The sequence below is a fragment of the Candidatus Filomicrobium marinum genome (assembly GCF_000981545.1).
Taxonomy (GTDB): Bacteria; Pseudomonadota; Alphaproteobacteria; order Rhizobiales; family Hyphomicrobiaceae; genus Filomicrobium; species Filomicrobium insigne.
The window spans coordinates 138,260-162,041 of sequence record NZ_LN829119.1 but is presented as its reverse complement, the minus strand read 5'-3'; the positions used below and the strand labels follow the sequence as shown (position 1 = coordinate 162,041).

Annotated in this window: 21 protein-coding genes; 11 read left to right on the top strand and 10 right to left on the bottom strand. The window is 58.9% G+C overall.

The genetic code is table 11. The features are described from left to right. Window positions 1–465 precede the first annotated feature (465 nt). Window positions 466–2,322: a glycosyltransferase N-terminal domain-containing protein gene (locus tag YBN1229_RS00775; protein ID WP_244466783.1), complete on the top strand. Its 1,857-nt coding sequence runs from the start codon at window positions 466–468 to the stop codon at window positions 2,320–2,322. Then, complete coding sequence (gene lpxK / locus YBN1229_RS00770; RefSeq protein ID WP_046475496.1) at window positions 2,312–3,385, top strand: tetraacyldisaccharide 4'-kinase; 1,074 nt, start codon at window positions 2,312–2,314, stop codon at window positions 3,383–3,385. Before YBN1229_RS00775 ends, lpxK begins: the two co-directional genes overlap by 11 nt. Window positions 3,386–3,407: 22 nt before the next feature. Here lpxK and YBN1229_RS00765 read toward each other — a convergent pair whose 3' ends face one another. Continuing rightward, window positions 3,408–3,632: a DUF2093 domain-containing protein gene (locus YBN1229_RS00765; protein ID WP_046475492.1), complete on the bottom strand. Its 225-nt coding sequence runs from the start codon at window positions 3,630–3,632 to the stop codon at window positions 3,408–3,410. A 158-nt stretch (window positions 3,633–3,790) separates the two neighbouring features. Next, window positions 3,791–5,413 carry an exodeoxyribonuclease VII large subunit gene (gene xseA, locus YBN1229_RS00760; RefSeq protein ID WP_082100923.1) on the bottom strand — a complete coding sequence of 541 codons (1,623 nt, stop codon included), beginning with the start codon at window positions 5,411–5,413 and terminating at the stop codon, window positions 3,791–3,793. Window positions 5,414–5,544: 131 nt separating this feature from the next. Here xseA and purD point away from each other — a divergent pair, with 131 nt between their 5' ends. Both purD and YBN1229_RS00750 read left to right on the top strand, forming a co-directional pair. Further along, window positions 5,545–6,831 (top strand): phosphoribosylamine--glycine ligase, encoded by a 1,287-nt coding sequence (purD, locus tag YBN1229_RS00755; RefSeq protein WP_046475488.1) that lies wholly within the window; start codon window positions 5,545–5,547, stop codon window positions 6,829–6,831. 84 nt (window positions 6,832–6,915) lie between these two features. Next, entirely contained in the window at window positions 6,916–7,881 is a 966-nt protein-coding gene (locus YBN1229_RS00750; protein ID WP_046475486.1) for a patatin-like phospholipase family protein, read from the top strand. A gap of 15 nt (window positions 7,882–7,896) precedes the next feature. Here YBN1229_RS00750 and YBN1229_RS00745 read toward each other — a convergent pair whose 3' ends face one another. Beyond that, window positions 7,897–8,355: a nucleoside deaminase gene (locus YBN1229_RS00745; protein ID WP_046475484.1), complete on the bottom strand. Its 459-nt coding sequence runs from the start codon at window positions 8,353–8,355 to the stop codon at window positions 7,897–7,899. A gap of 35 nt (window positions 8,356–8,390) precedes the next feature. On the opposite strand from YBN1229_RS00745, the gene YBN1229_RS00740 reads away from it, so the two are divergent. From YBN1229_RS00740 to gph, 6 genes are all read left to right on the top strand, one after another. Beyond that, window positions 8,391–9,443 carry a pseudouridine synthase gene (locus YBN1229_RS00740; protein WP_082100920.1) on the top strand — a complete coding sequence of 351 codons (1,053 nt, stop codon included), beginning with the start codon at window positions 8,391–8,393 and terminating at the stop codon, window positions 9,441–9,443. Window positions 9,444–9,468: 25 nt separating this feature from the next. Continuing rightward, a complete protein-coding gene (gene rsmD, locus YBN1229_RS00735) occupies window positions 9,469–10,038 on the top strand; it encodes a 16S rRNA (guanine(966)-N(2))-methyltransferase RsmD (protein WP_046475481.1) in 570 nt (189 codons plus the stop codon). 13 nt (window positions 10,039–10,051) lie between these two features. Continuing rightward, entirely contained in the window at window positions 10,052–11,044 is a 993-nt protein-coding gene (locus tag YBN1229_RS00730; protein WP_046475478.1) for a hypothetical protein, read from the top strand. A 65-nt stretch (window positions 11,045–11,109) separates the two neighbouring features. After that, window positions 11,110–11,802 (top strand): ribulose-phosphate 3-epimerase, encoded by a 693-nt coding sequence (gene rpe / locus YBN1229_RS00725; protein ID WP_046475476.1) that lies wholly within the window; start codon window positions 11,110–11,112, stop codon window positions 11,800–11,802. A gap of 9 nt (window positions 11,803–11,811) precedes the next feature. Then, window positions 11,812–12,366, top strand: coding sequence for a thioredoxin family protein (locus tag YBN1229_RS00720; RefSeq protein ID WP_046475473.1), 555 nt, complete (start codon window positions 11,812–11,814; stop codon window positions 12,364–12,366). Next, window positions 12,367–13,044, top strand: coding sequence for a phosphoglycolate phosphatase (gph, locus tag YBN1229_RS00715; RefSeq protein ID WP_046475471.1), 678 nt, complete (start codon window positions 12,367–12,369; stop codon window positions 13,042–13,044). Between the two features lie 6 nt (window positions 13,045–13,050). Here gph and mutL read toward each other — a convergent pair whose 3' ends face one another. The 4 genes from mutL to YBN1229_RS00695 all read right to left on the bottom strand — a co-directional run bounded on the left by mutL (window position 13,051) and on the right by YBN1229_RS00695 (window position 19,295). Beyond that, on the bottom strand, window positions 13,051–14,898 hold the full coding sequence (gene mutL, locus YBN1229_RS00710; protein ID WP_046475468.1) for a DNA mismatch repair endonuclease MutL: 1,848 nt from the start codon (window positions 14,896–14,898) through the stop codon (window positions 13,051–13,053). Between the two features lie 45 nt (window positions 14,899–14,943). After that, the gene (locus YBN1229_RS00705) at window positions 14,944–16,323 is read right to left on the bottom strand and encodes a glucose-6-phosphate isomerase (RefSeq protein WP_082100917.1); all 1,380 of its coding nucleotides are present in this window, start codon (window positions 16,321–16,323) and stop codon (window positions 14,944–14,946) included. Between the two features lie 159 nt (window positions 16,324–16,482). Beyond that, a complete protein-coding gene (locus YBN1229_RS00700; RefSeq protein WP_046475464.1) occupies window positions 16,483–17,856 on the bottom strand; it encodes a M16 family metallopeptidase in 1,374 nt (457 codons plus the stop codon). Between the two features lie 17 nt (window positions 17,857–17,873). Continuing rightward, window positions 17,874–19,295: a M16 family metallopeptidase gene (locus tag YBN1229_RS00695; protein WP_076605262.1), complete on the bottom strand. Its 1,422-nt coding sequence runs from the start codon at window positions 19,293–19,295 to the stop codon at window positions 17,874–17,876. Here YBN1229_RS00695 and YBN1229_RS18810 point away from each other — a divergent pair. Next, window positions 19,294–19,470, top strand: coding sequence for a hypothetical protein (locus YBN1229_RS18810; protein ID WP_160298672.1), 177 nt, complete (start codon window positions 19,294–19,296; stop codon window positions 19,468–19,470). The two genes, YBN1229_RS00695 and YBN1229_RS18810, sit on opposite strands and share 2 nt — an antisense overlap. A gap of 194 nt (window positions 19,471–19,664) precedes the next feature. Here the strand turns inward: YBN1229_RS18810 and YBN1229_RS00685 are convergent, their stop codons facing one another. The 3 genes from YBN1229_RS00685 to ileS form a co-directional block, all read right to left on the bottom strand. Beyond that, the gene (locus tag YBN1229_RS00685; RefSeq protein WP_046475455.1) at window positions 19,665–20,108 is read right to left on the bottom strand and encodes a hypothetical protein; all 444 of its coding nucleotides are present in this window, start codon (window positions 20,106–20,108) and stop codon (window positions 19,665–19,667) included. Between the two features lie 73 nt (window positions 20,109–20,181). Then, window positions 20,182–20,709: a signal peptidase II gene (lspA, locus tag YBN1229_RS00680; protein ID WP_046475451.1), complete on the bottom strand. Its 528-nt coding sequence runs from the start codon at window positions 20,707–20,709 to the stop codon at window positions 20,182–20,184. A 16-nt stretch (window positions 20,710–20,725) separates the two neighbouring features. Further along, window positions 20,726–23,758 (bottom strand): isoleucine--tRNA ligase, encoded by a 3,033-nt coding sequence (gene ileS / locus YBN1229_RS00675; protein WP_046475448.1) that lies wholly within the window; start codon window positions 23,756–23,758, stop codon window positions 20,726–20,728. Window positions 23,759–23,782: the final 24 nt, after the last annotated feature.

Below are 23,782 nucleotides of genomic sequence, written 5' to 3'. Positions count from 1 at the left end.
TTCCGAAAGAACCCGATTGTCAGCCACCGCGTCCGGTATTAGAGCAGATCACCTGTAGAAAGTCACAGGTGCACGCCCACTACCGGCACGCCGCCCCAATCCTAAGACTGGACCTAACCCCGCTTGCACCGAACACGTGTAATATTGAGCCGCATCATATAAAGGCTTTGCGACGCAACATCGATTGCTAACCAGCCGGTATTATGCGCTATAGGATGCGACTGCAAGGGTCTTCGCTCCGCCAACCTCGACGAGTTTGTCAACTCCGCTCAAGCTAAGACAAGCAGGTTAATGGCACTTTCGCCGAAATTGAAAACAACCCTGGGACGTGCGGGCGGCAGAATAATCGCCCGAACCATAAGGCTTGTTGAGCAAACTTCGACATTTGTGGGCGAGCCTCCCGACCTCCAAGAACGCATGCGTGCCCTCCATCCAGCAATTATGGCTTGTTGGCACGGGCAATTCATGATGCTGGCCAGCCCGGCCCCCAAAGAGCTGCGTTTTGCCGCAATGGTCGCGCGCCACGGTGACGCAGAATTGGTTGGCGAAGCTATGAGCCGCCTCGGGCATCAGCTGATCCGCGGCGCCGGCGCGGGGGACCGCCGCAAAGACCGCGGCGGAGCCCATGCCCTGAGAGCCTCCCTCAAGGCCCTCGCAGACAATACCAACATCGTAATGACGGCCGACGTTCCACCGGGCCCCGCGCGCCGCTGCGGTCAGGGGATTATCACGCTCGCGCGCCTTTCCGGTCGCCCGATCCTCCCCATTGCGGCCGCCACATCCCGCTACCATGCCCTCGACACATGGAGCCGAATGACTATCAATCTGCCGTACTCCACATTTGGCTACGTATTGGGCGACCCAATTTACGTTCCGGACGATGCCAGCCCTGAGCAAATGGAACAGCTACGGCAACGGCTGGAGACGGCTCTCAATAACGCAACAGCACGCGCCTACGAATTGGCCGGAGCTGATCCTGCACGCGCCACCCCCCCCGGCGCAGCGGATCCTTCAACACCTCCGGTCCCTGCCGGTTTTCGACTCAAGTCGTATCGGGTCGCGACACGCATAATCCAGCCGGTAGCACCGCTCATTCTTCGGTTCCGGGAAAACAAGGGCAAAGAAGACCCAACACGCCGCAACGAGCGCTTCGGACAATCGAACCTAGCGCGGCCGGAAGGTCCTTTAGTGTGGATCCACGCGGCAAGTGTTGGCGAAACCAATGCGATCCTGCCTGTCGTCGATACCCTCACAGCGTTACGCCCTGACGTACGCTGTCTACTGACCACAGGCACCCTGACGTCGGCACGGTTGGCGGCGCAAAGGTTGGGACCAAACGCGTTCCATCAATTCCTCCCGCTCGACTCACCAGAATATGCGCGCCGTTTCCTAGAGCGATGGCAACCGGACGTCGCTGTACTCACGGAATCAGAAATTTGGCCGAATTTGATTTTGGAGGCACACGCCCGGGAAATTCCTCTCGTCCTCGTCAATGCGCGTATGTCCAATCGCAGCTTCAAGCGCTGGCGACGCAATACCAGTATGGCAGCAGCGCTCTTCACGCGATTCGATCTCGTCCTCACTCAGAACGACAAATTCGCGCGCTGGTATTCGGAGCTCGGCGCACGCCGCGTCCGCTCGATCGGCAATCTGAAAATCGATGCACCGCCACCACCAATAGATCAGGCCGCGTTCGACGCCCTTGCCGCAGCCGTCAACAGCCGCCGCGGCTATGTCGCAACCAGCACCCACGAAGGCGAAGAAGAAATCATCGGCGAAGCACATCGCCGATTGGCCAATGAATTCGAGGGCTTCCTGACATTGCTGGCCCCACGCCATCCTGAACGTGGAACAGCGATAGCCGAAGCGCTGAAAATGAACGGCCTGAACGTCACCCAACGCTCCGAGAATAAGCTGCCGGACACGCGAACAGATGTTTATATCGCCGATACGATCGGCGAACTGGGCACGCTTTATGCTCTCGCACCGATCGCCTTCATCGGCGGTTCGCTTGTAGACAAAGGTGGGCAAAATCCGATTGAAGCCGTCCGTCATCACGCAGCAGTTCTCACCGGCCCGAGCTGGCACAATTTCCGCGACGCCTATGACGCGCTAAAGCGCCACGACGCGATGCGCGAAGTGCGTTCCTCCGAAGAACTCGCTGCGGCCGTAGCCGAACTCATGCACGACGATGCCAAGTTGAATACCATGCGCGCGAACGCCGATCTGGCCATCGGAACGTTATCAGGCGCCCTAGACCAGACCATCGCGGCATTACTCCACTACCTCCCCGACCAGGAAGGAATGAAGCGTGCCTCTTGAGGAACCTTCATGGTGGTATGGCAATCAAACGAGCGACTGGCGGGCAAACGCGCTCGAACCAGTTGCAGGGATTTACGGCTGGGCCGCCGAACGGCGCTTCAAAAAAACGCAACCCTTCCGCTCCGAGCTCCCTGTTATCTGCGTCGGAAATTTCACGGCTGGCGGCACAGGCAAAACGCCCATGTCGCTCTTGCTGGCTGAACTCCTGACACAACTTGGCGAACGCCCAGCGTTCTTATCACGCGGTTACGCTGGCCGCATTGCGGGCCCGGAATGGGTGGACCCTCACCGGCATTCCGCCATCGACGTAGGCGATGAACCCCTGCTGCTGGCCAGCTCAGCTCCAACCATGATCTGCCGGGATCGGCCTGCCGGAGCACGCGCCATCCTCACACGTGAGCCGCGTCCCACGGTCATCATCATGGACGATGGTCTGCAGAACCCATCGTTGGAAAAAGACCTGCGCCTTGCGATCGTGGATGGCGCGCGCGGCATCGGCAACGGTCGGGTTATTCCGGCCGGGCCTCTACGCGCACCTCTCCAATTCCAATACGCAATGACCGACGCTGTGATCGTGAACGGATCACAGCCGCCCCACGACGACGATCGGCAGTCAAATACCGGAACCGGAGTTCTTGACCGCTTGCGCCAGCGCTTCCTAGGCCCCGTGCTCGTTGCCGAACCCGAACCTGCGGGAGATATTTCCTGGCTAGCCGACACCCCCGTCATCGCGTTCGCGGGCATCGCAAACCCGCAGCGTTTTTTCTCGCTCCTAGAAAGATTGGGCGCAACCGTACTCGCCAAGTTGGCGTATCGCGACCATCACACTTTCACTGACAGCGAAGCGGAAAAATTGCTCGCGCAAGCTAAGGCAAGCGGCGCTCAGTTGGTGACAACCGAAAAAGATCTGGTCCGGATGACCCCAGAAGGGAACTCGGCAATAGCCCGCCTACGGCAGTCAGCGCGTCCACTACCCATCCGACTACAGTTTAAGGAAAACGATCTGTCTCGCATGAGGGCGCTGCTCGAAGCCGTCATCGCAGACAGGAAACTGCCCGCATAAAGCAATCATGTCCGGGGCGCCCTCAGACCTTGCCGTTGACTTCCAGATAGCGACGGAAAGAAATCTCGGGAGAAGCATAGGCTTCCTGAAGCTCAACACTCCAGTACCGCAGCTCATTGAGAGCAATCGGCTGCCCAGTTATAGCGCAACGCACAAAATCACCCGGCGAAGTGACCTGAAAGTCACCGCCCTGATACTTGACCTTCGCCTCATCCCGCGGGCCGAAAAACTTCTCAAACCGGTTCATTGGAACTCCCTGCCCGGCAATGGTGCCGAAGCCTCAGATTGATTGCCCGTTGTCGGACACCCGTCAAGTCGTCCCTTTCGCGCAAGCACCACTTCAGGACCCAGTGCTGGTCATGTTTTTCGCGTGAGGGCTAACTTGGGAACCCCCTCGACGAATTGCTAGAATAGGCTTCCCTGATCAGATTTGCGAGCCGCGCGTGACGGCCGGCGCTCGTCCTTCGGTTTCTCAATCGTCATCTCAGAGACTTTCGACGGCGCAGGCTTATCCGCTTGCCCTGGATCCCCTGTTACGTTTGCCATAACTCGTCCATCGGCAAACTCGATCTCGATGCTCTGCTGCGGCACAATCTGGGCCGCTTTACGCAAAGTTTTACCTTTTGCATCACGCACCAGCGCAAAACCACGCGCCAGAACCCCTTGGTAACTAAGCGTATTTAAAAGCTTCCCCTGTGAATCGAGCATCCGACGACGGTTAACGACCGCATTCGCGAACGCAGCATGACTGCGGGCGACAACCCCCACAAAGATCTCTTGCCCACGCGTTAATCGGCTGCGCAATGCCGAAGGACGCAAACGCCCGCCGACGCTTTCAAGCCGCGTACGCCTCTGGCCAGCCGTACGCAAAAGCGCATGACGCGCGCGATTGTCACACTGCGCCAATCGTTCGCGATCTCGGGCAATCCGCATTTCGACGAGGCGCGGCACCAGCCTTCCGGAGATCCGGGCGTGGCGCATCGCATGCAGGCTGGTGTTGGAGATCAATCCGCGACCCAAGCGACGCTCCACATCGTCGAACTGCTGTCGCGCCGACAAAAGAAGGTTCTCGCGGCGCGGCAACCCACGTGCCGCCGCGCGCAAATGCGCCCGTGCACTCTCAACGCAACGGCGGACCGTATGCTGCGCACGGAGCCCGTATTCTGCCGTCCGCTGCACGAGATCGCCGAACTTTGGTACAGCCCATTCCGCAGCCTTCGTGGGCGTAGGAGCCCGCGCATCCGCGGCAAGGTCAATCAGGGTCCAGTCTGTCTCATGCCCGACCGCCGAGATAACCGGCAGCGCACTGTCGGCCACGGCCCGCACGACGATTTCCTCGTTAAAGCCCCACAAGTCTTCAAGACTGCCGCCACCCCGCGCGACGATGATCACGTCGGGCCGTGGTACCGGCCCACCTGCTTTCAGCTGATTAAACCCACGGATCGCGGCAGCGACTTCCGGCGCGCACCCTTCGCCCTGAACCCGAACCGGCCACACAATGGCGCGGGTCGGAAACCGCTCATCGAAGCCATGCAACATGTCACGGATAACAGCACCAGACGGACTTGTGACGATACCAACGATGCGTGGCAGGAACGGCAGCGGCACCTTACGGGCCTCGTCAAACAGTCCTTCCTCAGCGAACTGCTTTTTCCGCGCTTCCAGCAAAGCCATGAGCGCGCCCACACCGGCCGGCTCCAAGCTCTCGATAACAAGCTGATACTTGCTCTGGCCGGGAAACGTCGTCACACGCCCAACAGCGATCACCTCCATGCCCTGTTCCGGCTTGATCGCTAACCTTTGCGCAACGCCTTTCCACATGACGCCAGCGATTACGGCGCGATCATCCTTAAGGTCGAGATACAAATGGCCGGATGCCGGGCGGGAAATGCGGCCCAATTCTCCGCGCACGCGCACGTGCTCAAACTCGTCTTCCAGCGACCTTTTGATCGCGCCCGACAACTCGGACACGGAAAACTCCGGCGCATTACCCGCCCCTAAGCGCTTATCTGACAGGGTTTCGGTCACGAATCAGTCCCGGTTTGTTAACTGCATCAGCGATGATACATCATTGAATAATGGCAGCAGACGCTCGGTAACACATGACGTGAACCTACAGCGATCCTGAAAAAGTGAAAAACTAAGGGCCCGCAACGAACATGAACGTCCTACTCATCGGCGGTGGTGGCCGCGAACACGCCCTCGCATGGGCGCTATCAGCAAGCCCCCTGCTCGACACATTGTATTGCGCTCCAGGCAACGCCGGAATAGCAGATGTCGCGCAGTGCGTTGATCTGAAGGTCGACGATCATGAGGCCGTCGTTACCTTCTGTAAGGACAAAGCAATAGACCTCGTTGTCGTCGGTCCCGAAGTGCCGCTCGTTGCCGGATTGACCGATACGCTGACAGCCGCCGGCATTAAGTGCTTTGGCCCGTCCGCCGCCGCCGCCCAGCTTGAAGGCTCCAAAGGCTTCACAAAAGACCTTTGCCGGGCCATCGGCATCCCGACAGCCGCTTATGCCCGCTTTGATAGTGCTGACGACGCAAAAGCTTACGCAGCACAACAACCTGTCCCCATCGTTGTCAAAGCTGACGGCCTGGCCGCAGGCAAAGGCGTCATCATCGCGCAGACCCAGGCCGAAGCTCTCTCGGCAATCGACAGCCTGTTCACAGGAAACGCCAGCGGAGCCGAAGTCGTCATCGAGGAATTCCTCACCGGCGAAGAAGCGAGCTTTTTCGCCCTCGTTGACGGCGAACACGTCCTCGCCCTCGCGACCGCCCAAGACCACAAACGCGTGGGAGAGGGCGACCAAGGCCCTAACACCGGCGGCATGGGGGCGTATTCCCCCGCTCCTGTCATGACGGATGAACTCATCACGCGCACCATGGATGAGATCATCAAGCCGACGGTCGCGGAAATGGCCCGACGTGGAACACCCTTCAAGGGCGTCCTATTCGCAGGGCTTATGATCACGGACGAAGGTCCCAAACTCATCGAATACAATGTCCGCTTTGGCGATCCCGAGGCGCAGGTTTTAATGCCCCGGCTCACATCCGATCTCCTTCCGGCTCTCATCGCCTCAGCAGACGGCGTCCTCGATCGTTTCGATCTGCGCTGGCATGACACGGTTGCCCTCACGGTCGTCCTGGCCGCCAACGGCTATCCCGGAACTCCAGAAAAAGGCAGCGAGATCAAAGGCATTGATGCCGCTTCTGCAATCGATGGTGTGACCGTATTTCACGCTGGCACCGCCCGTGACGACACCGGGCGCATCCTCGCCAACGGCGGACGCGTTCTTAATGTCACGGCCGTCGGCAAAACCGTCCGCGAAGCACACGATAGAGCCTATGAAGCCGTGAGTTGCATCGACTGGCCGGGCGGCTTCTGCCGATCAGATATCGGCTGGCGCGCTTTGGCGCGTGAAACTTCGGACACAGAGGCTTGATGAACCGCGCAGCTACCATCATCTCGCCATCGTGCGAGAAAGTAATGTCATGACGTTCCGACACCCGATGAGACCGGCAGCAAAGTGACAACCTCTCTAAGTAGCAGGGATCTGACGCGCGCACCGCGCATTGGGCTGGCGCTCGGTGGCGGCGGCGCGCGAGGTTTGGCGCACATTCTTATGTTGGAAGTCTTCGACGAGATGGGGTTACGCCCCCAGCTCATTGCCGGAACCTCCATCGGCGCCATCTTCGGCGCGGCATACGCCTCCGGCTACACCGCAGCGCAGATCCGCACCCATACAGAGGAAATCCTGAAAAGCCGGCTAGAGATCCTTCGCCAGGCTTTCAGCGCGCGCCAGGAGCCTCTCCAGCGCTTCATGAATGTATTCCAACTGCGATCCTCAATCTTCAACGCGGAAGCATTGCTCGACCTGATCATGCCGCCACGAACGGCGGCAGACTTTGCGTCGCTCGAGATCCCATTGAAGGTGATCGCATCGGAATTCAGCGAACAAAAACAGATGGTTTTATCGGAAGGACCACTCTTGCAGGCGGTCGCGGCAAGTATGGCGCTCCCCGGCCTGTTCACGCCGGTCGAAATCGACGGTGCCATTCTGCTGGATGGCGGCCTCGTCAACCCGCTCCCCTTCGATGTCCTCGCAGAAGACACAGATATCACGATCGCAATCAACGTAACGGGGGCCGGTCGGGTCGCGAGTGAGGGCAAGCCCAGCGCCTTCGAGACGATCGTCACATCCCTGCAAATTCTACAGCAATCCATCGTTCGCGAGAAAGTGCGAACCCGGAAGCCAGATATTCTGATCGATGTCGAAGTCGGCAACTTCCACGTACTCGAATTTCATAAACTGGACAAAGTTCTTGAGGCCGCAGCGCCCGCCAAAGCGAGACTTCGCCAACAGCTTGAGCGCATTCTTTTTGCTGAACCCGCCGACGTCAGCGAACCTGACCCTGAGCCCCAACCTAAATTGGAAGAACCCGAACCCGCTAGGCGGGCCCGCCTAGCCGAACGGCTCCTGGGTCGCCGCTAGCGTCAAGGCCCGGCATCATCTCCGCGCGGCAAAAAAATCGCGTAGAAGTGCCCCCGTGCGCTCTTCGTCAAGCCCACCGTAGACCTCCGGCGCGTGGTTGCACGTAGCCTGAGCAAACACCCGGGCACCATGCTCCACACCGCCTCCTTTCGGATCGCCCGCTCCGAAATAAAGCCGCCGGATACGGGCAAGGGAAATCGCTCCAGCGCACATGGCGCACGGCTCTAACGTGACGTAAAGGTCGCAGCCTAGGAGCCGTTCTGAACCAAAGGCCTCGCATGCGGCGCGAATCGCGAGGATCTCAGCATGGGCCGTAGGATCGGCAAGTTCGCGGATACGGTTACCTGCCGCACTCAAAAACGTACCATCCGGTGCAGCGACAACGGCTCCCACGGGAACTTCTCCACGCTGAGCCGCAGCGTTGGCTTCCGCCAATGCGCGTTCCATGTAGCGGCTGCCCCGCATCGATGTCATAACAGCGCGTCCTTCAATTCGAACAGAAATCGCAAATGCCTAAGGCGCCTACAAAACGACGTCCGAACATTATCAGCAAGGACCGGCAGACACACGCCAAGCCGGCACGCAAGGTGAAGGCGGAGGCACGTTCAAAACCAACCTCCGCGGACGCGGCAAAATCCACCACGCGCAAGTCTGCTGAACGCCCCACCGCAGCCAAACCCGCTCGCACGCCGGTCCGCAAGAAACAGCGTGGACCAGGACGCGCGCCGGAGCCTGCTGCAGGACAAAACGACCCTATGCGCATCGCCAAGGCGATTGCCCGTGCAGGACTATGCTCGCGGCGTGAAGCCGAACGCTGGATTGCCGAAGGCCGTGTCCGGCTGAATGGCAAATTGCTAAACAGCCCCGCCGTAACGGTAACCTCTTTGGATAAGATTGTCGTTGACGGCAACCCACTACCGGACGCCGAGCCCGTACGTCTATGGCGCTATCACAAGCCGAAAGGTCTCGTCACGACGCATCGCGATCCGGAAGGCCGTCCTACAGTATTTGACAGTCTTCCGCCTGAGTTGCCGCGTGTTGTCTCCATCGGCCGTCTAGACTTCAATACGGAGGGCTTGCTGCTTTTGACCAACGACGGCGCGCTGGCCCGCCATCTCGAATTACCGTCCACGGGCTGGTTACGCCGCTATCGCGCACGCGCGCACGGTCGCGTAACACAAGCCGACCTCGACAAACTGAAAGACGGCGTGGAAATCGAGGGGGTTCGCTATGGCCCAGTCGAAGCGACGCTCGATTCAACGCAGGGTGCCAACGTCTGGCTCACACTTGGCCTGCGCGAAGGCAAAAATCGCGAAGTGCGCAAAATCCTCTCAAGCCTTTCGCTCGATGTAAACCGCCTGATCCGTGTGTCCTACGGACCGTTCCAGTTGCTCGACCTTGCTCCCGGAACCACCGAACCCGTGAAGCGACGCGTCCTCGCCGACCAGCTTGGCGCGAAATTGACAGAGGAACTGGGCCTCGCAGCACCTGACCCTGACCGCGTCGGCCGAGGCCATAAACCCGAGGGCAAAGCAGCGAAACCAAAAGGCCAGTCGGAATGAATGGCCTACCCTCAAGGGGGACGCCATGCGTATCGTAGGCGGGCGTCTCAAAGGGCGCACTTTGGTTGCTCCTCAGCACGGAGGCACGCGCCCCACCTCGGATCGCGTCCGCGAGTCCGTATTCAACATTCTCACGCACGGCATCGAAGGCCCTCCATTGGAGGGCGCACGTGTCATCGACCTCTTCGCCGGCACGGGAGCACTTGGGGTGGAAGCCCTTTCACGCGGCGCTTCTTATGCGCTTTTCGTCGAAGACAACGCCGATGCCCGCGGGCTTATTCGCAGAAACATCGAAGCCTTCGGACTGCAAGGCATAACCCGCATCTTCCGGCGTGACGCCACCCGGCTTGGCCCAGCCGCAACGCGGGACAGCTACGCCTACGCCTTCCTTGACCCGCCCTACGACAAAAAACTCGGCGAAGCCGCACTCACAGCCCTTCATGAGGGAGGTTGGCTCTCTCCCGGCGCAATCATCGTCCTTGAAGAACGCGCAGGCGTAACAGTCGATCTGCCATCTGCCTTCGAACTTATCGACGAACGTACATATGGCGACACCACGGTTCATTTTGCCCGGCTAATCTCCGAAACAGCATGACGAGGATCCACCCGTGAACATACGCTGGCGGGATAAAACGCACGGCGGTTTGAACGGATGGCTCGAAGCGGCCCTGTTCGTCATCGCGATCTCCGCGTTGACCGTACTCTATGCAATTGCCCAGGCCGCCGGCGCGCATATGTCTGTCTTCATCTTCTACACGATGGCCGCCTCGGCTGCCGGAATGCTGGCGATCACGGGGTGGGGCAAAGACGCAGGCGATGTCATCCTGGCGCGTCAGAGCTGGGTGTTCGGCACCGCCACCGTCGGCCTCGAAGCCCTATATTTCCTCCTGCTGGGTATCCTAACACCCGCCGAAGCTAGCCTCGCTTTGCGCTTGGCTGTGCCCGTGTCGCTTGTGATCGGCTGGCTGTTTTTTTCTCGCACCATGACGAACCGCATTTGGTTCGGTGCGGCCATAATTATTGTCGCCGTTATCCCGATCCTCTGGGGCTTGGACAATGCGCGCATATTTTCCGCAACGTTACTTGCACTCGCCTGCGCACTTGTCGTCTCAATAAAAACATTCGCCAGCGAATTTCATCCCTGGAACCGGCGCGCGGAAACGGTACGCGAAAAACTGCGTGTCACAGGCTTGGTCGTGCTGGCGACAACGCTGATCGCAGCGACAGCGTTGATCTGTTCGGTCTTTCTGGTCGTCTATGGCATTCTCCCAGCCAACCCGATGACACCTGAACCCGCCGCCTTCTGGCACGTGCCAACGCTTGCCCTGGCCCTTTTCTGCGGCGCGCCTGTATTCATCGCCATGACGTATTTAACCTTCTCCTCCGTGGTAAAAATCGGCACAGAAAGCTTCCTGGGAACCAGTGCCTTGACACCGTTTAGCGCACTGGCGCTCGAAGCATTGGCCGCAGGGTTCGGCATCCTTGCCGTCCCGAACTACGACTGGAAATTGATCCCGCTCATATTACTCGGCGTCGTCGGCGTCTTTATTGTCATCAGCGGCCGTCACAAATCGGCCCCCTCCGAAATTCCTGCCCGATAAGGGGTGGCAGGTAAGCGTGTCGGGGGCTATGAAGCAGGCAGCAAAGTCATCCGGGATTCAGATACATGGCCGCCACCCGTCCAATCGTCATAGCCCCCTCGATTTTATCGTCCGACTTCGCCCGCCTGGGCGAAGAGGTTCGCGACATTGATGCCGCTGGGGCTGACTGGATCCATCTCGATGTCATGGACGGCCATTTCGTGCCCAACATCACCTTTGGCCCTCCCATTATCAAAGCCATCCGCAACGCCTCGCCCAAGGTCTTCGATTGCCATTTGATGATCGACCCGGCCGTTCCCTATATCGAAGCGTTCGCGGAAGCCGGTGCGGACATCATCACGGTGCACGTTGAAGCCGACACCCATCTCGACCGCTCGCTGCAAGCAATCAAGGCTCTCGGAAAACGCGCGGGCGTCTCGCTCAATCCGTCGACACCTGAAAGCACGATCGAGTACGTTCTCGACCGCCTCGACCTCATTCTGCTGATGACCGTCAATCCAGGCTTCGGCGGCCAGGCTTTCATTCCTGCCGTGGTGGAGAAGGTCCGCCGCGTCAAACAGATGATCGGAAACCGCCCGATCGACATCGAGGTTGATGGCGGCGTAACACCGGAAACAACCGGCAAGATTGTCGAAGCAGGCGCCAACGCACTCGTCGCCGGTTCTGCGGTATTCAAAGGCGGCACGCCTGCTCACTACGCGGCCAACATCAAAGCGATCCGGGACGCAGCAACGAACGCCCGCTCGATCCCCTGTTGAGGAGTGGCAATGGCGGTAGAAACCCCGATCTGCGATTTCGGCTGGAAAGCTCCGAACTTCACGCTACCCGGCGTCGACGGCAAAACCTACAGCTTGGCCGACCTGCGTGGAGAACGTGGCACGCTGATCATGTTCATCTGCAATCACTGCCCTTACGTGAAAGCAGTGATCGACCGTATCGTCCGCGATGCCAATGAACTCAAGCCCCTGGGCATTGAGAGCGTCGCAATTTGCGCGAACGATTGGCGCGCATACCCCGATGATTCATTCGAAAACATGAAAACCTTCGCCGCCCATCACGGCTTCACGTTCCCCTATCTCCACGACGAGACACAATCCGTCGCCCGGACCTATGACGCCGTATGTACGCCGGACTTCTTCGGCTTCGACGCCGATCTCGGCCTTCAATATCGCGGCCGCTTGGATGCGTCCCGGAAAGAAACCGGCCCCGCCGATCTGCGCAGAGACCTTTTCCTCGCAATGAAGCAAGTGGCTGAAACAGGCCAAGGCCCACGTGAACAGATCCCCTCGGCGGGATGCTCAATAAAATGGCGGGAAAGCTGAATGGTTCGCGCAGTTGTTTTCGACCTCGATGGTACCCTCATCGACAGTGCCCTCGATATCCACGCCGCGGCCAATCGCGTCCTCCGCGAACAAGGCCTCACTGAACTCGATCTTCCGACATTGAAATCATTCGTCGGCGAAGGTGTCCGGGTCTTGATGCAGCGCTGTCTCGATCATGCGCACGCCAGCACCAGTCCTGAAGACATACAGCAAGCCGTGGCTCACTTTCTCGAGATTTACGCTGAAGACCCAGCAAAGCACACAGTCATCTACCCTGGCGTGCAAGACCTGCTTGCGAAGCTGCAGAGCCGCGGCGACCGGCTGGGCATTTGCACAAACAAACCTGAAGCGATAACGCGCACGGTCCTGAAAGACCTTGGCCTCACAAGCACATTCAGAGTCGTGGTCGGGGGCGATACGCTGCCAACGCGCAAGCCGGACCCGAGCGGCCTGTTGGCTACAATCGCGCAACTCGGAAGCAAACCGGACGAAACGATCTACGTCGGAGATAGCGAAGTCGATGCTGCGACAGCCCAAGCCGCTGGCGTAAAATTCGTGTTGTTCACGAAGGGCTATCGCAAGAGCCCCGTAGCCTCGATCCCCCACTGGCGCGCACACGATACGTTTGCCGAGATCGAAAGCGCGCTTATCACGAATGACGCAACGGCGAACGGATAACGCGCGTTAGCGACGCCCGAACAAACGCTCGATATCCGAGAGCTTCAACTCCACATACGTCGGACGGCCATGATTGCATTGGCCCGAAAACGGTGTGGCTTCCATCTCGCGCAATAAAGCGTTCATCTCGCTCGCGGTGAGCCGGCGACCGGCCCGCACGCTGCCATGACACGCCATCCGCGACGCCACGGCTTCCAGCCGGGTTTTCAGAGCGCTGTCATCCGACTCGCTAAGGATCTCATCGGCAAGATCCCGGACAAGACCATCGACATCGGTGTCTCCTAGCAGCGCAGGCACTTCACGTACGGCCACCGCACCGGGACCAAACCGGTCGGCGACAAGGCCAAGCTCTAAAAGTTCATCCGCCTTCTCGGCTAAGGTTTCAGCCCCTTCCTCGCCCAGTTCGACGATAACGGGGATCAAAAGCCCCTGTCGCGCCACGCCACCTTCCGTCAACATCGCCTTGAGCTTCTGATAGACAAGACGCTCGTGCGCGGCGTGCTGATCAACGATGACAACGGCGTCGCGTGTCTGCGAAACAATATAGGTCTCGTGCAATTGCGCCCGCGCGGCGCCAAGCGGGCTATCCATGAGGTCTGCCCGGGCAGGTTCCGCGTCCGCCGACGCATCCGCACCTGTTGCCGAGAATGCAGTAAACGCTGCCTGAACCGGCTCGGCAAAGCCATGCACCCTGCCCTGCGGACTCTCGAAGTCCGATAGGGGTGAGCTGCTAGGTACAGAGGCCACGCGTGAGGAAACGCCAGACCACGCTGCCCCGGTAGTCCGTGACGGTGCCGCCGGTTCCACGGGCCGCAATGTTGCGATCGTATCCTGCCCGCCCCGCGCCGACGCACGATGCCCTGCACCTTCCAAAGCATGCCGAATCGCACCGATCATGATGCTGCGCACCGTTCCAGCGTCACGGAACCGGACTTCCGTCTTAGCTGGGTGCACGTTGACGTCCAGCTCACGTGGATCGACGTCAACAAAGAGCGCAACGAGAGGATGACGCCCGCGCGGCACCGTATCCCCGTAGGCAGCGCGAAGCGCTCCAACCACCAGCCGATCTTTCACAGGCCGTCCATTGACGAACAGAAACTGTTGAGAAGCATCCCCGCGATTGAGTGTCGGCAGTCCCGCAAATCCCGCCACGCGAACGCCGTCCCGTTCTCCGGCGATCTCCAAGGCGTCTGCGAGAAAATCGCGCCCCATAATCCGGCCGAGGCGCTGCAAAAGTCCGTCCGCATCGGCCTTGCACGCTGGCAGCTTGAGACTGGCCCGTTCGCCAGTCACCAGCGTGAAAGCGACCTGGGGATGCGCCATCGCCAACCGTTTGACGACATCGGAGACTGCAAGATTCTCTGAGCGCTCGGACTTCATGAATTTCAGGCGAGCTGGTGTCGCAGAGAAAAGATCCGTCACCTCGATACGGGTTCCCGAATTGATCGCTGCGGGCCGAATAGGACCCTTGGCACCCCGGTCAACGATGATAGCGCAGCCTGAGCTCCCGCCCCGCTCCTGCGTAACAATCTCCAGCCGCGCAATCGAACCGATGGAAGGAAGCGCTTCCCCGCGAAACCCGAGCGTTCGAATATCGAAGAGATCTTCCTCGCTGAGTTTGGACGTCGCGTGACGTTCGACACAAAGCGCCAGATCTTCCGCGCTCATGCCGCAGCCGTCGTCGCTCACACGGATCAACGACAAGCCACCGCCTGCGGTCACAACCTCGACGTCGCGGGCACCCGCATCGATCGCGTTTTCGACAAGTTCCTTGACGACGCTCGCCGGCCGTTCGACGACCTCGCCGGCCGCGATACGATTGATTGTTTCAGGCGAGAGCTGACGTATCGGCAAACCGAGAAATCCCTCTTCGTCGAGTACCCGGAACGCCGCTGCGGATCAGATACCGGCGTCGAGCCGTTTACGCGTGAGGATTTTCGCCAATTCGACGGCTGGCTGATCGAACGGATCGATGCCCATAATCCGCCCGGCGAGAATCGTTTCGAGCATAAAATGCATCAAAATCCCGCCGATCGCACGCTCATCGAGGCGATCCACATCAATCGTGCGAACCGGCCGCCCAGCCTGCGCGAGTGCTTCCGGTAACGCCGCCGCTTGCGCAGCCACGATATCCCCAACATGGCGGCCCGCCATGTAGTCCGCGCCAGCCTGCCGGGCCATCTCGGCATCCACGACCGGCCCATTGCCAACGGTGGCAACACGGACAACCGTGACCCACAGTTCAGGCGGCCCATCCATGAAAAACTGAAGCTGGGAATGCTGATCAAGCGGTCCGACTGCCGCAATCGGGCATGTGCCTTGGCCATTCTTACCCAGGCTCTCCGCCCACAGCTGAACGTACCAATCTGCCAACCTTCCCAGACGGTCGGCGTAAGGCATGATGACGCTAAGCCGAACGCCCTTTTCTTTGTTAAGCGCCACGGCTGCCGCTGCTGATACGGCCGGCGCGAAGTCGGCTGGACGGCGTGCGTCCAGCATCTTCTGGACCACATCGGCGGCCCCCTGCCGCACAGCGAACGCATCGAGCCCACGCGCCATCGCCGGCATTAATCCGACGTTCGTGAGGCACGAATACCGCCCACCGATCCCGTCATGATGCGCAAGCATCGGAATGCCGTGTGCCGCAAAGAGGGAACGCAACCCATTGCTTTTACCCGGCTTATCCTCCTCCGTAATCCCGAGGAACAACTCCGGGATACGGGCCTCGAGCCCTGCCGCTTTGACTGCGCTGAGCGCCGCAATGGCCTGCGCGAGCGTTTCGGTTGTACTACCCGACTTCGATGTCACAACGAAACGCGTTGTCTCTAGATCAAGGATGTCCAGCGCACCGGACAACGTCGCGCCGTCGAGATTGTCGTAAAAGCGCGTCCGAGGCCGTTTGCGTTGATCGGGAGCTGCACCGCCGGGAATATTCCATCCCGCAAGCTGAGCCAAAGTTTGCCCGCCAAGCCCCGAACCACCAGTCCCGAAAAAGACAATCAGCCGGGCCCCCTCGCTGAGCCGCGCGAGAGCTGCATGGGCTTCATCAAGATCCGCCGTCTCTTCGGGAATATTGAGAAGAGGCAGCCGCCCCGTCTTGTAGTGGTCTCTCAGCTTGGCGAGTTCGGGCTCGGCACGTTTGAGATACCGGCTCAGCAAATGCTCGGACAAACCATGTCGGCCAATGACCGTCTCCATGCAGCCGTCGATCGAAATACGAAAGGGCGCGCAGCCTTCAGCTGATGCTGAATTCTTGCTGAGAGAAACAGGGTTGGTCATCGAGCAATCCCGGATTGGTGAAACGTGTGTGTCCACCTAGCCCGTTTCTGCGGCCACGCCAAGGCACAGGAATCTGAGCCGCAGATAGTAACGCGGGGAAAATTGCCCCGCGCTCTCAAAACAAAACGTGCAACCCTCTGCGAAATAAAGAGAAAATACTCACCCTCTCGGGGCCAAACCAGCCGGCTTGCCAACGACGGTAACGATGAGATCGTTGAGGTCGAGAAACCGTTTTGCCGCCTGCTTGATGTCTTCCAAGGTTACCGCCTCAATCTGCGCATTACGCGTATTCACATAGTCGATGCCCATGTCCTCGACCATGATGCCCAGAAGCTGGCTGGCAATCTTCGCGTTGCTATCAAACCTCAATGCATAGGAGCCCGTCAGGTAGTCCTTGGCGTTCTTAAGATCCTCTTCGGTCGGGCCGGTTTCCAGCATCTTCTTAAGCTCCGCACGGATGACATCGAGAGATTCCGCGATCGCCTCGTTCTTCGTCGCAACGCTTCCCAGGAAGATCGCCGAATGATCCATCGGGCTTAGATAGCTGTAAACGGAGTAAGCAAGCCCGCGCTTTTCACGCACCTCTTCCATCAACTTCGAGGCAAACCCGCCACCACCGATGATGTGGTTCAAAACGAACGCCGACATGAAGTCTGGATCTTTGCGCTTCAACCCGCCAAGACCGAACACTGCAACAGACTGCGGAACGTCCATTTCCGTAACGGTCAGACTTCCCTTCTTAGGCGGCGCGACATCCGACACGGAATTCAGTTTCGCCTTCTGCGGCAGATCCCCAAAAACTTCGTCGAGCAGCTTGGCGAGCGCGTCGGCATCAATATCGCCGACTGCCACAACCTTTAGATTCTCCCTAGCAAAGATCCTCGAGCGATAGGCTTCAAGATCATCGCGCGTGATACTGGAGATCGTCTCAAGCGTTCCATCCTTAGGCTTGCCATACGGGTGGTTCGGGAAAGCCGCGGCATACCATGCGTTGCCAGCGACGCGATCCGGGTCACGCGACGCGTAAACAATGCTCGCCTTAAGCTGCCCGCGAATACGTTCAATGGCATCATCATCGAAGCGCGGCTTCGTCAACGCCAACTTCAACAGTTCCATCGCCTGCGGACGGTTCGCAGAGAGAGTTTCAACACTGCCGTAGAACGTGTCGCGACTATCCTCATAGGACATGCGCATGGCGATATCTTCCATGCGCTCCTGGAACTCCGCCGACTTCAGATCACCCGCGCCCTCATCGAGCATCGCCGAGAGAAAATTAGAAACGCCTGCCTTGTCGGCCGGATCCTGCGAGCTGCCGCCCGTAAACGCAAAGCGCAGCGCAACGAGCGGGACAGAGTGTTCTTCGACGAGCCAAGCTTCGATGCCGCTGGCACTTTTAACGGTCTTGATATCCATAGCTTGAGCAGGCCTGCTGAGCGCGACGATGTTAAGGAGAAAAAAAACGGCGAGGAGATTTACGAAATTGACACGGGCAACAGCACGAACGCGCAACCCGGCTTGTCGCAATAGGCTCATGACTTCTCGTTCCCTTGTCAACCGCGTGGCGATGCCGTAGCCGACGCCCGTTTATTGGACGTGCCAGGATCGTTATCGGCCTCGGGCAGAAGCCGTCCACTCACAGACTGCCGAATGTCGAGGCTTTTCTGTGCAGCCTTCTGCACATCCGCCGCGGTAACTCGCTCAATGGCCGCTGGCCATTCCTCGATATCTTCGATGCTCTGGCCGACGACTAAGCCCCAGCCATAACGCCGCGCCATATTTGACTGATTGTCGCTCTCGTAGACGTAGTCCGCCGTCAGGCCCATCTTGGCCCGCCTCAGCTCGTCTTCGGTAACGCCGTTCTTCGCGACATCTGCAATAACCCGATCAATCTCAGCTTCTACCTGATCAAGATCGGAGCCGTCAGCCGCGATTGCGTAGAGCGCAACCTTGCCGCTATCGAGCCCATCACCGTGATACCAGCCACCCGCCGACGAAGCGATTTTCTTGTCGACCACAAGCGACTTGTACAGTCGGCTTGTCGACCCGTTGGCAAGTATCCGGACGAGAACGTCGAGCGACTCGGCCTCACCTTTCTGCGCCTTCACATAGCTAGGCGCCAGATAGTAACGATGGAAGGAAGCTTTACCTGCCCGCGGATCCGTAAGCACCAGCTCGCGAGCTGCAAGCTGCGGTGGCTCGACAGGACGGAGACGATTTGCACCCACCTCGGGGTTAGAAGGGATTTTACCGTAAGTTTCTTCAGCGAGCTTGCGCACCTCGTCAACGCCAACGTCCCCAGAGACCACCAGGATCGCGTTGTTCGGCGCATAGTAGTGTTTGTAGAAATTGAGAGCATCTTCCCGATCGAGCCGCGCAATCTCGTGCTCCCAACCGATCACCGGAATGGCGTAGGGATGTGAATAATAAAGCGTGGCATCCATCTGTTCAGACAAAATAGCTGAAGGGTTGTTATCGACACGACTGCGGCGTTCTTCGAGAATAACGTTGCGCTCGGTCAAAACCTCATTGTCGGTAAGCCGAAGATTGACCATGCGGTCCGCTTCCATCGACATCACTTTGGCAAGTCGGTCCTTCGCGACGCGCTGGAAATAGGCCGTCGTATCCTGGCTGGTGAAGGCATTGTCCTGCCCACCCAACCTAGCCACGATCTTGGAAAATTCCCCAACCGCTATCTTGTCGGTGGACTTGAACATCAGGTGTTCGAGAAAGTGAGCGATGCCGGATTCTCCGCGCGGCTCGTCAGCAGCACCGACGCGATACCACACCATGTGCGTCACGACCGGCGCACGCTTGTCTTCGATAACAACCACCTGCATGCCATTGGCGAGTTTGAATTCGTTGGCACGAGGAGCAGCGTGGGCGGAAGTAGCGGACAACGTCGTTGCGAGCATGAGAGCCGTCACTAAGCTGGAAACCAAAAGGGGAAAGCGGCACGAAGCCAGAATGCGCATGAGTTCAGATCCTCAAAGGTCCGGACATCGGCGCGCTATGAAGGACAAGCTCAACCTCCAAACGCGCATTTCAAACCCGGCTACGGAAGCGAAGCAAATCGTAACCGATTTACCGTGCACCTATCGAGTCGAAGCCTCCGAGGATGTCGGCATTCAGACCTGCCTTGTCAAATGACAACGCGTCCATGTTCCCACGGAATTGGCGCTGCTACATAGCTACGCCACATGCATAAGAGATTATTTTAACTGAATAAATATTATTTGATAACGATGCGCTGCGTTACCTAGCATGAGCACCTCAACCACGCGCCATGACGCCCCACGATGCCAAGCAAAATAATCTGGGGTCAGAACGCCGGCCAGAATGCCCTACTGCGCGTTCCACTCTTTCATGGCTGAAAGAACCGACTTGCGGCAGGGACCCAATGGCCCAGAGACCGAGTCTGCGTCGGCGCGTCCCATGGCAACAGCCGTATCATAGTGCTTCGCGCAATACTCTTCCTGCTGCTTCTTCAACATTTCCTGGTCGACCACTTTGGCTCGGTCAGGATCGTTAATCGCAGCAAGAGAGATATCTTCCGGTGTCTGAGCTGGAGCATTGGGATCAGGCAAACGGGCCAAATCCGGAGGCACGACCAATGGGCTCCGCGATTCCATCTTAGGCGTTGTACGGGTCGTAGGCGCGTTCATGCCCATTGCATCGAAGATCTTACCTTCGAACTGGACATCGCCTGGCGAGCAGCCAGCCAAAGCAGCGGCAGCGAAAACGCTCAGTGCGGTCAGTAAAGCCCTGATCCGTCCGACAGATCTCATTTCCGAATCTCCCTGGCCGCAAGAGGTGGATCGCGTTAGGCGAGCCCCGGCCCAACCTCTGCAGCATCGAGCGCTATGACGTCTTTGCGGCGTCTTTGCGACTCGTTGCCCAGAAATCATACAAGAGGCCGATTACCCCAGCAACTATAGCGACATCTGCGACATTGAAGACATACCAGTAGAAGCCGAAGGCATGCAGCGAAACAAAGTCGGCTACGCCCCCGATCACCAGCCGATCGATGCCATTTCCAATCGCTCCTCCGATGATCAGACCTAGGCTTAGAGCGAGAACGGCGCTCCCGGTGGAACGCGCTGACCATATCCACAGCGCTATGCTGGCCACGGCAGCAAATGCCGCCAAAGTGGCCTGCCAAGCCGGATGAGCCATATCGAGCATAGAGTAGCTCACACCGGTATTCTTCACGAAGACCAGATCGAGAAACGGGAGCACGACAACCCGCCCTCGCTCTTCTAGGTTGTAGTGGGCGATAATCCACCACTTGCTTACTTGGTCGGCCACCAAGGTGATGAGCGCCGCCCACAGCGTCCACCGCGAGAACGCGCCCCAAAACCATCCACCGGAGTGTTGATCGCCCGTCATCACCACACGCCCTAACCTAACTCTGGCCTGCGCCAGCAGCATCTATCTCACGCATCGCGGCGGCATCCCGCGCCGAAAGATCGGGATAGGCAGGATCAGATCCGACATCGTCAGTAATACGCCATGAGCGCGCGCATTTGCGTCCCTCAGCACGCTTCGGCACGACACCCACACCGGCAACGTCGGGGAGCTTGAAAGCATCTTCCGGCGCTGAACCACTGACCAGTTCTGCCCCACTCGTGATAAAGGCCTCCGCGAGGTCTACATCACGCAGCGCAGCCAAGGTATCCGCGTTGTCGACATAGACGACGGGAGCCGCTTCGAGACTGGAGCCAATGCGTTTCGCCGCGCGCTCCAATTCCAACGCCCCTGTCACCACCCGGCGCACCTTTCGGATGTGGTCCCACTTTTCATCAACCGCTTCATTCCGCCAAAGCCGCGAAATCATCGGAAAGTCTTGCAGGTGAACCGAGCTGTCTTCGGACGGATACCGCTCCAACCAAGCTTCCTCCGCCGTAAACGACAGGATCGGAGCAAGCCAAAGCGTCGTCGCCTTGAAGATCTCATCGATAACACTGAGAGCCGCACGTCGGCGCATACTGGAAGGCGCATCACAGTAAAGCGCATCCTTCCGGATATCGAAGTAGAATGCCGATAGATCCGTGTTCAGGAATTGCGCGAGCAGATAAACAACCTTCCGGAAATCGTACTCCGCATAAGCCGTCCGCACCTCTGGCCCCATCTCGGACAGCCGGTGCAGCATCAGCTTTTCGAGCTCGGGCATATCGGCAATTTCAACGCGATCTTCCTCGCGGAAATGCGAGAGCGCCCCCAACATCCAACGGATGGTGTTGCGCATTTTCCGATAGGTCTCAGAGAATGTCTTGAGGATCTCGGGACCAATACGCAGATCGTCGGAATAGTCCGAAGCCGCCACCCACAAGCGCAGGATATCAGCACCCGACTTGTCCATGACGTCCTGCGGCGCGGTTACATTGCCCGCCGACTTGGACATCTTCGCGCTCTTCTCATCGAGCACGAAGCCATGGGTCAGGACGACGTCATAAGGCGCATGCCCCCGCGTACCGCAGCTTTCCAGAAGCGAGGAATGGAACCAGCCGCGGTGCTGATCCGACCCCTCAAGGTACATCACACGATCATGGCCACCGGCGGAAGCCCGATGGATATTGGCGAGTCCCGGAAAATGCACGGGGTCTTCCATTGTGAACGCGTGCGTGGAACCGGAGTCGAACCACACATCCAGAACGTCACGCACCTGCTCCCACGCGCTCGGATCGTCGACGAGACCATCGAGGAAACGCTCTTTCGCCCCCTCTTCAAACCAGACGTCCGCGCCTTTTTCCGCAAAAGCATCGGCGATCCGCTTTTGCAGTTCGTCCGATTTCGCAAAGCCGGGGCCGGGAATAATTTCATCGGTTTCCGTGTTGCGGAAGACCGTGATCGGCACGCCCCACGCGCGCTGACGCGAAACCACCCAATCCGGGCGGTTGACGATCATGCCTGTGATGCGGTTCTCACCAGCAGCCGGCACCCACTCAACGCGCTTGATCTCCTCCAGCGCCGTCTCGCGCAACGACTTGTTGCCGGCAGCCGCAAGAGGTCGGTCCATGGCAATGAACCACTGCGGTGTATTGCGGAAAATGACCGGCTTCTTCGACCGCCACGAATGCGGATACTGGTGCTTGAGGCGGCCGCGCGCGATCAGCGCACCCGCCTCTGCGAGCGCTTTGATGACGGCGTCGTTGGCATCGCCCTTATCGCCGTTTTCCTTGAGCACACGTTTGCCCGTGAACCCAGGCGCTTGATCCGTCAGCACACCGTCCGCATCGACCGTGAACGGGATCGTCGTGTCGATGTCGCGGTCCCGTAGAGACTTCTGCCGCGCCGTCCAGATGTTGTAGTCGTCCGCACCATGTCCCGGCGCCGTATGTACGAAGCCGGTTCCTGTATCATCGGTAACATGGTCACCATCGAGCAGCGGGACATCGAAATCGTAGCCCTTGCCGCGAAGCGGATGCGCACAAATCTGCGCACCACCCAATTTGGCAAAATCCACGTCACCGAGCCGTTCAGAGCTTTCAACCTTGGCAGCCTTCATCACGTCAGCTGCAAGCTTGTCCGCAAGTACAAACGTGTCACCGGATTTGGCCCAATTGCCTTCCGGCGCTGCCGTAACTTCGTAGAGCCCATATGCGATTTTCGACGAATACGAGATCGCGCGGTTCCCAGGAATCGTCCACGGCGTTGTTGTCCAGATGACGACCGATGACGACAGCAGCTTTTGCGAGACGGGATCATCTCCAGACTCCCCAACACTGATGATCGGAAACTTCACCCAGATCGTGTCGGACTGATAGTCCTGGTACTCAACTTCCGCTTCCGCGAGCGCCGTCTTCTCGACGACCGACCACATCACCGGCTTCGAGCCGCGATAGAGCTGACCGCTGCGCGCGAACTTCATCAACTCGTTGGCGATCGTCGCCTCAGCGGGAAACGCCATCGTCGAATAGGGATGTTCCCAATCGCCGATCACGCCCAGTCGTTTGAATTCCTCGCGCTGCACGTCGAGCCACTTCGCAGCAAAGGCCCGGCATTCAGCACGGAACTCATTGACCGGCACTTCGTCCTTGTTCCGGCCCTTGGCACGATACTGCTCCTCGATCTTCCATTCGATCGGCAGGCCGTGGCAGTCCCAGCCCGGCACATAGTTCGAATCGTGCCCCAGCATCTGCTGGCTCTTGACCACGAGATCCTTGAGGATCTTGTTCAGCGCGTGCCCGATATGAATGTTGCCGTTGGCATATGGAGGGCCATCGTGCAGCACGAACTTGTGCCGTTCCTTCGCCTCCGCGCGCAGCTTGTCATAAAGCCCGATCCGCTCCCAACGCTCGAGCAATCGGGGCTCAAGTTTCGGCAAGCCCGCCTTCATGGGAAAGTCAGTCTTCGGCAGATAGAGTGTTTTCGACCAGTCGCGTGCTTCCGTGGTCGTCGCGCCTTCGTTATCGCCTTGGCCAGTCTGTTTCGCCATTTGTCCTTCACGCCGGGCGGCGTT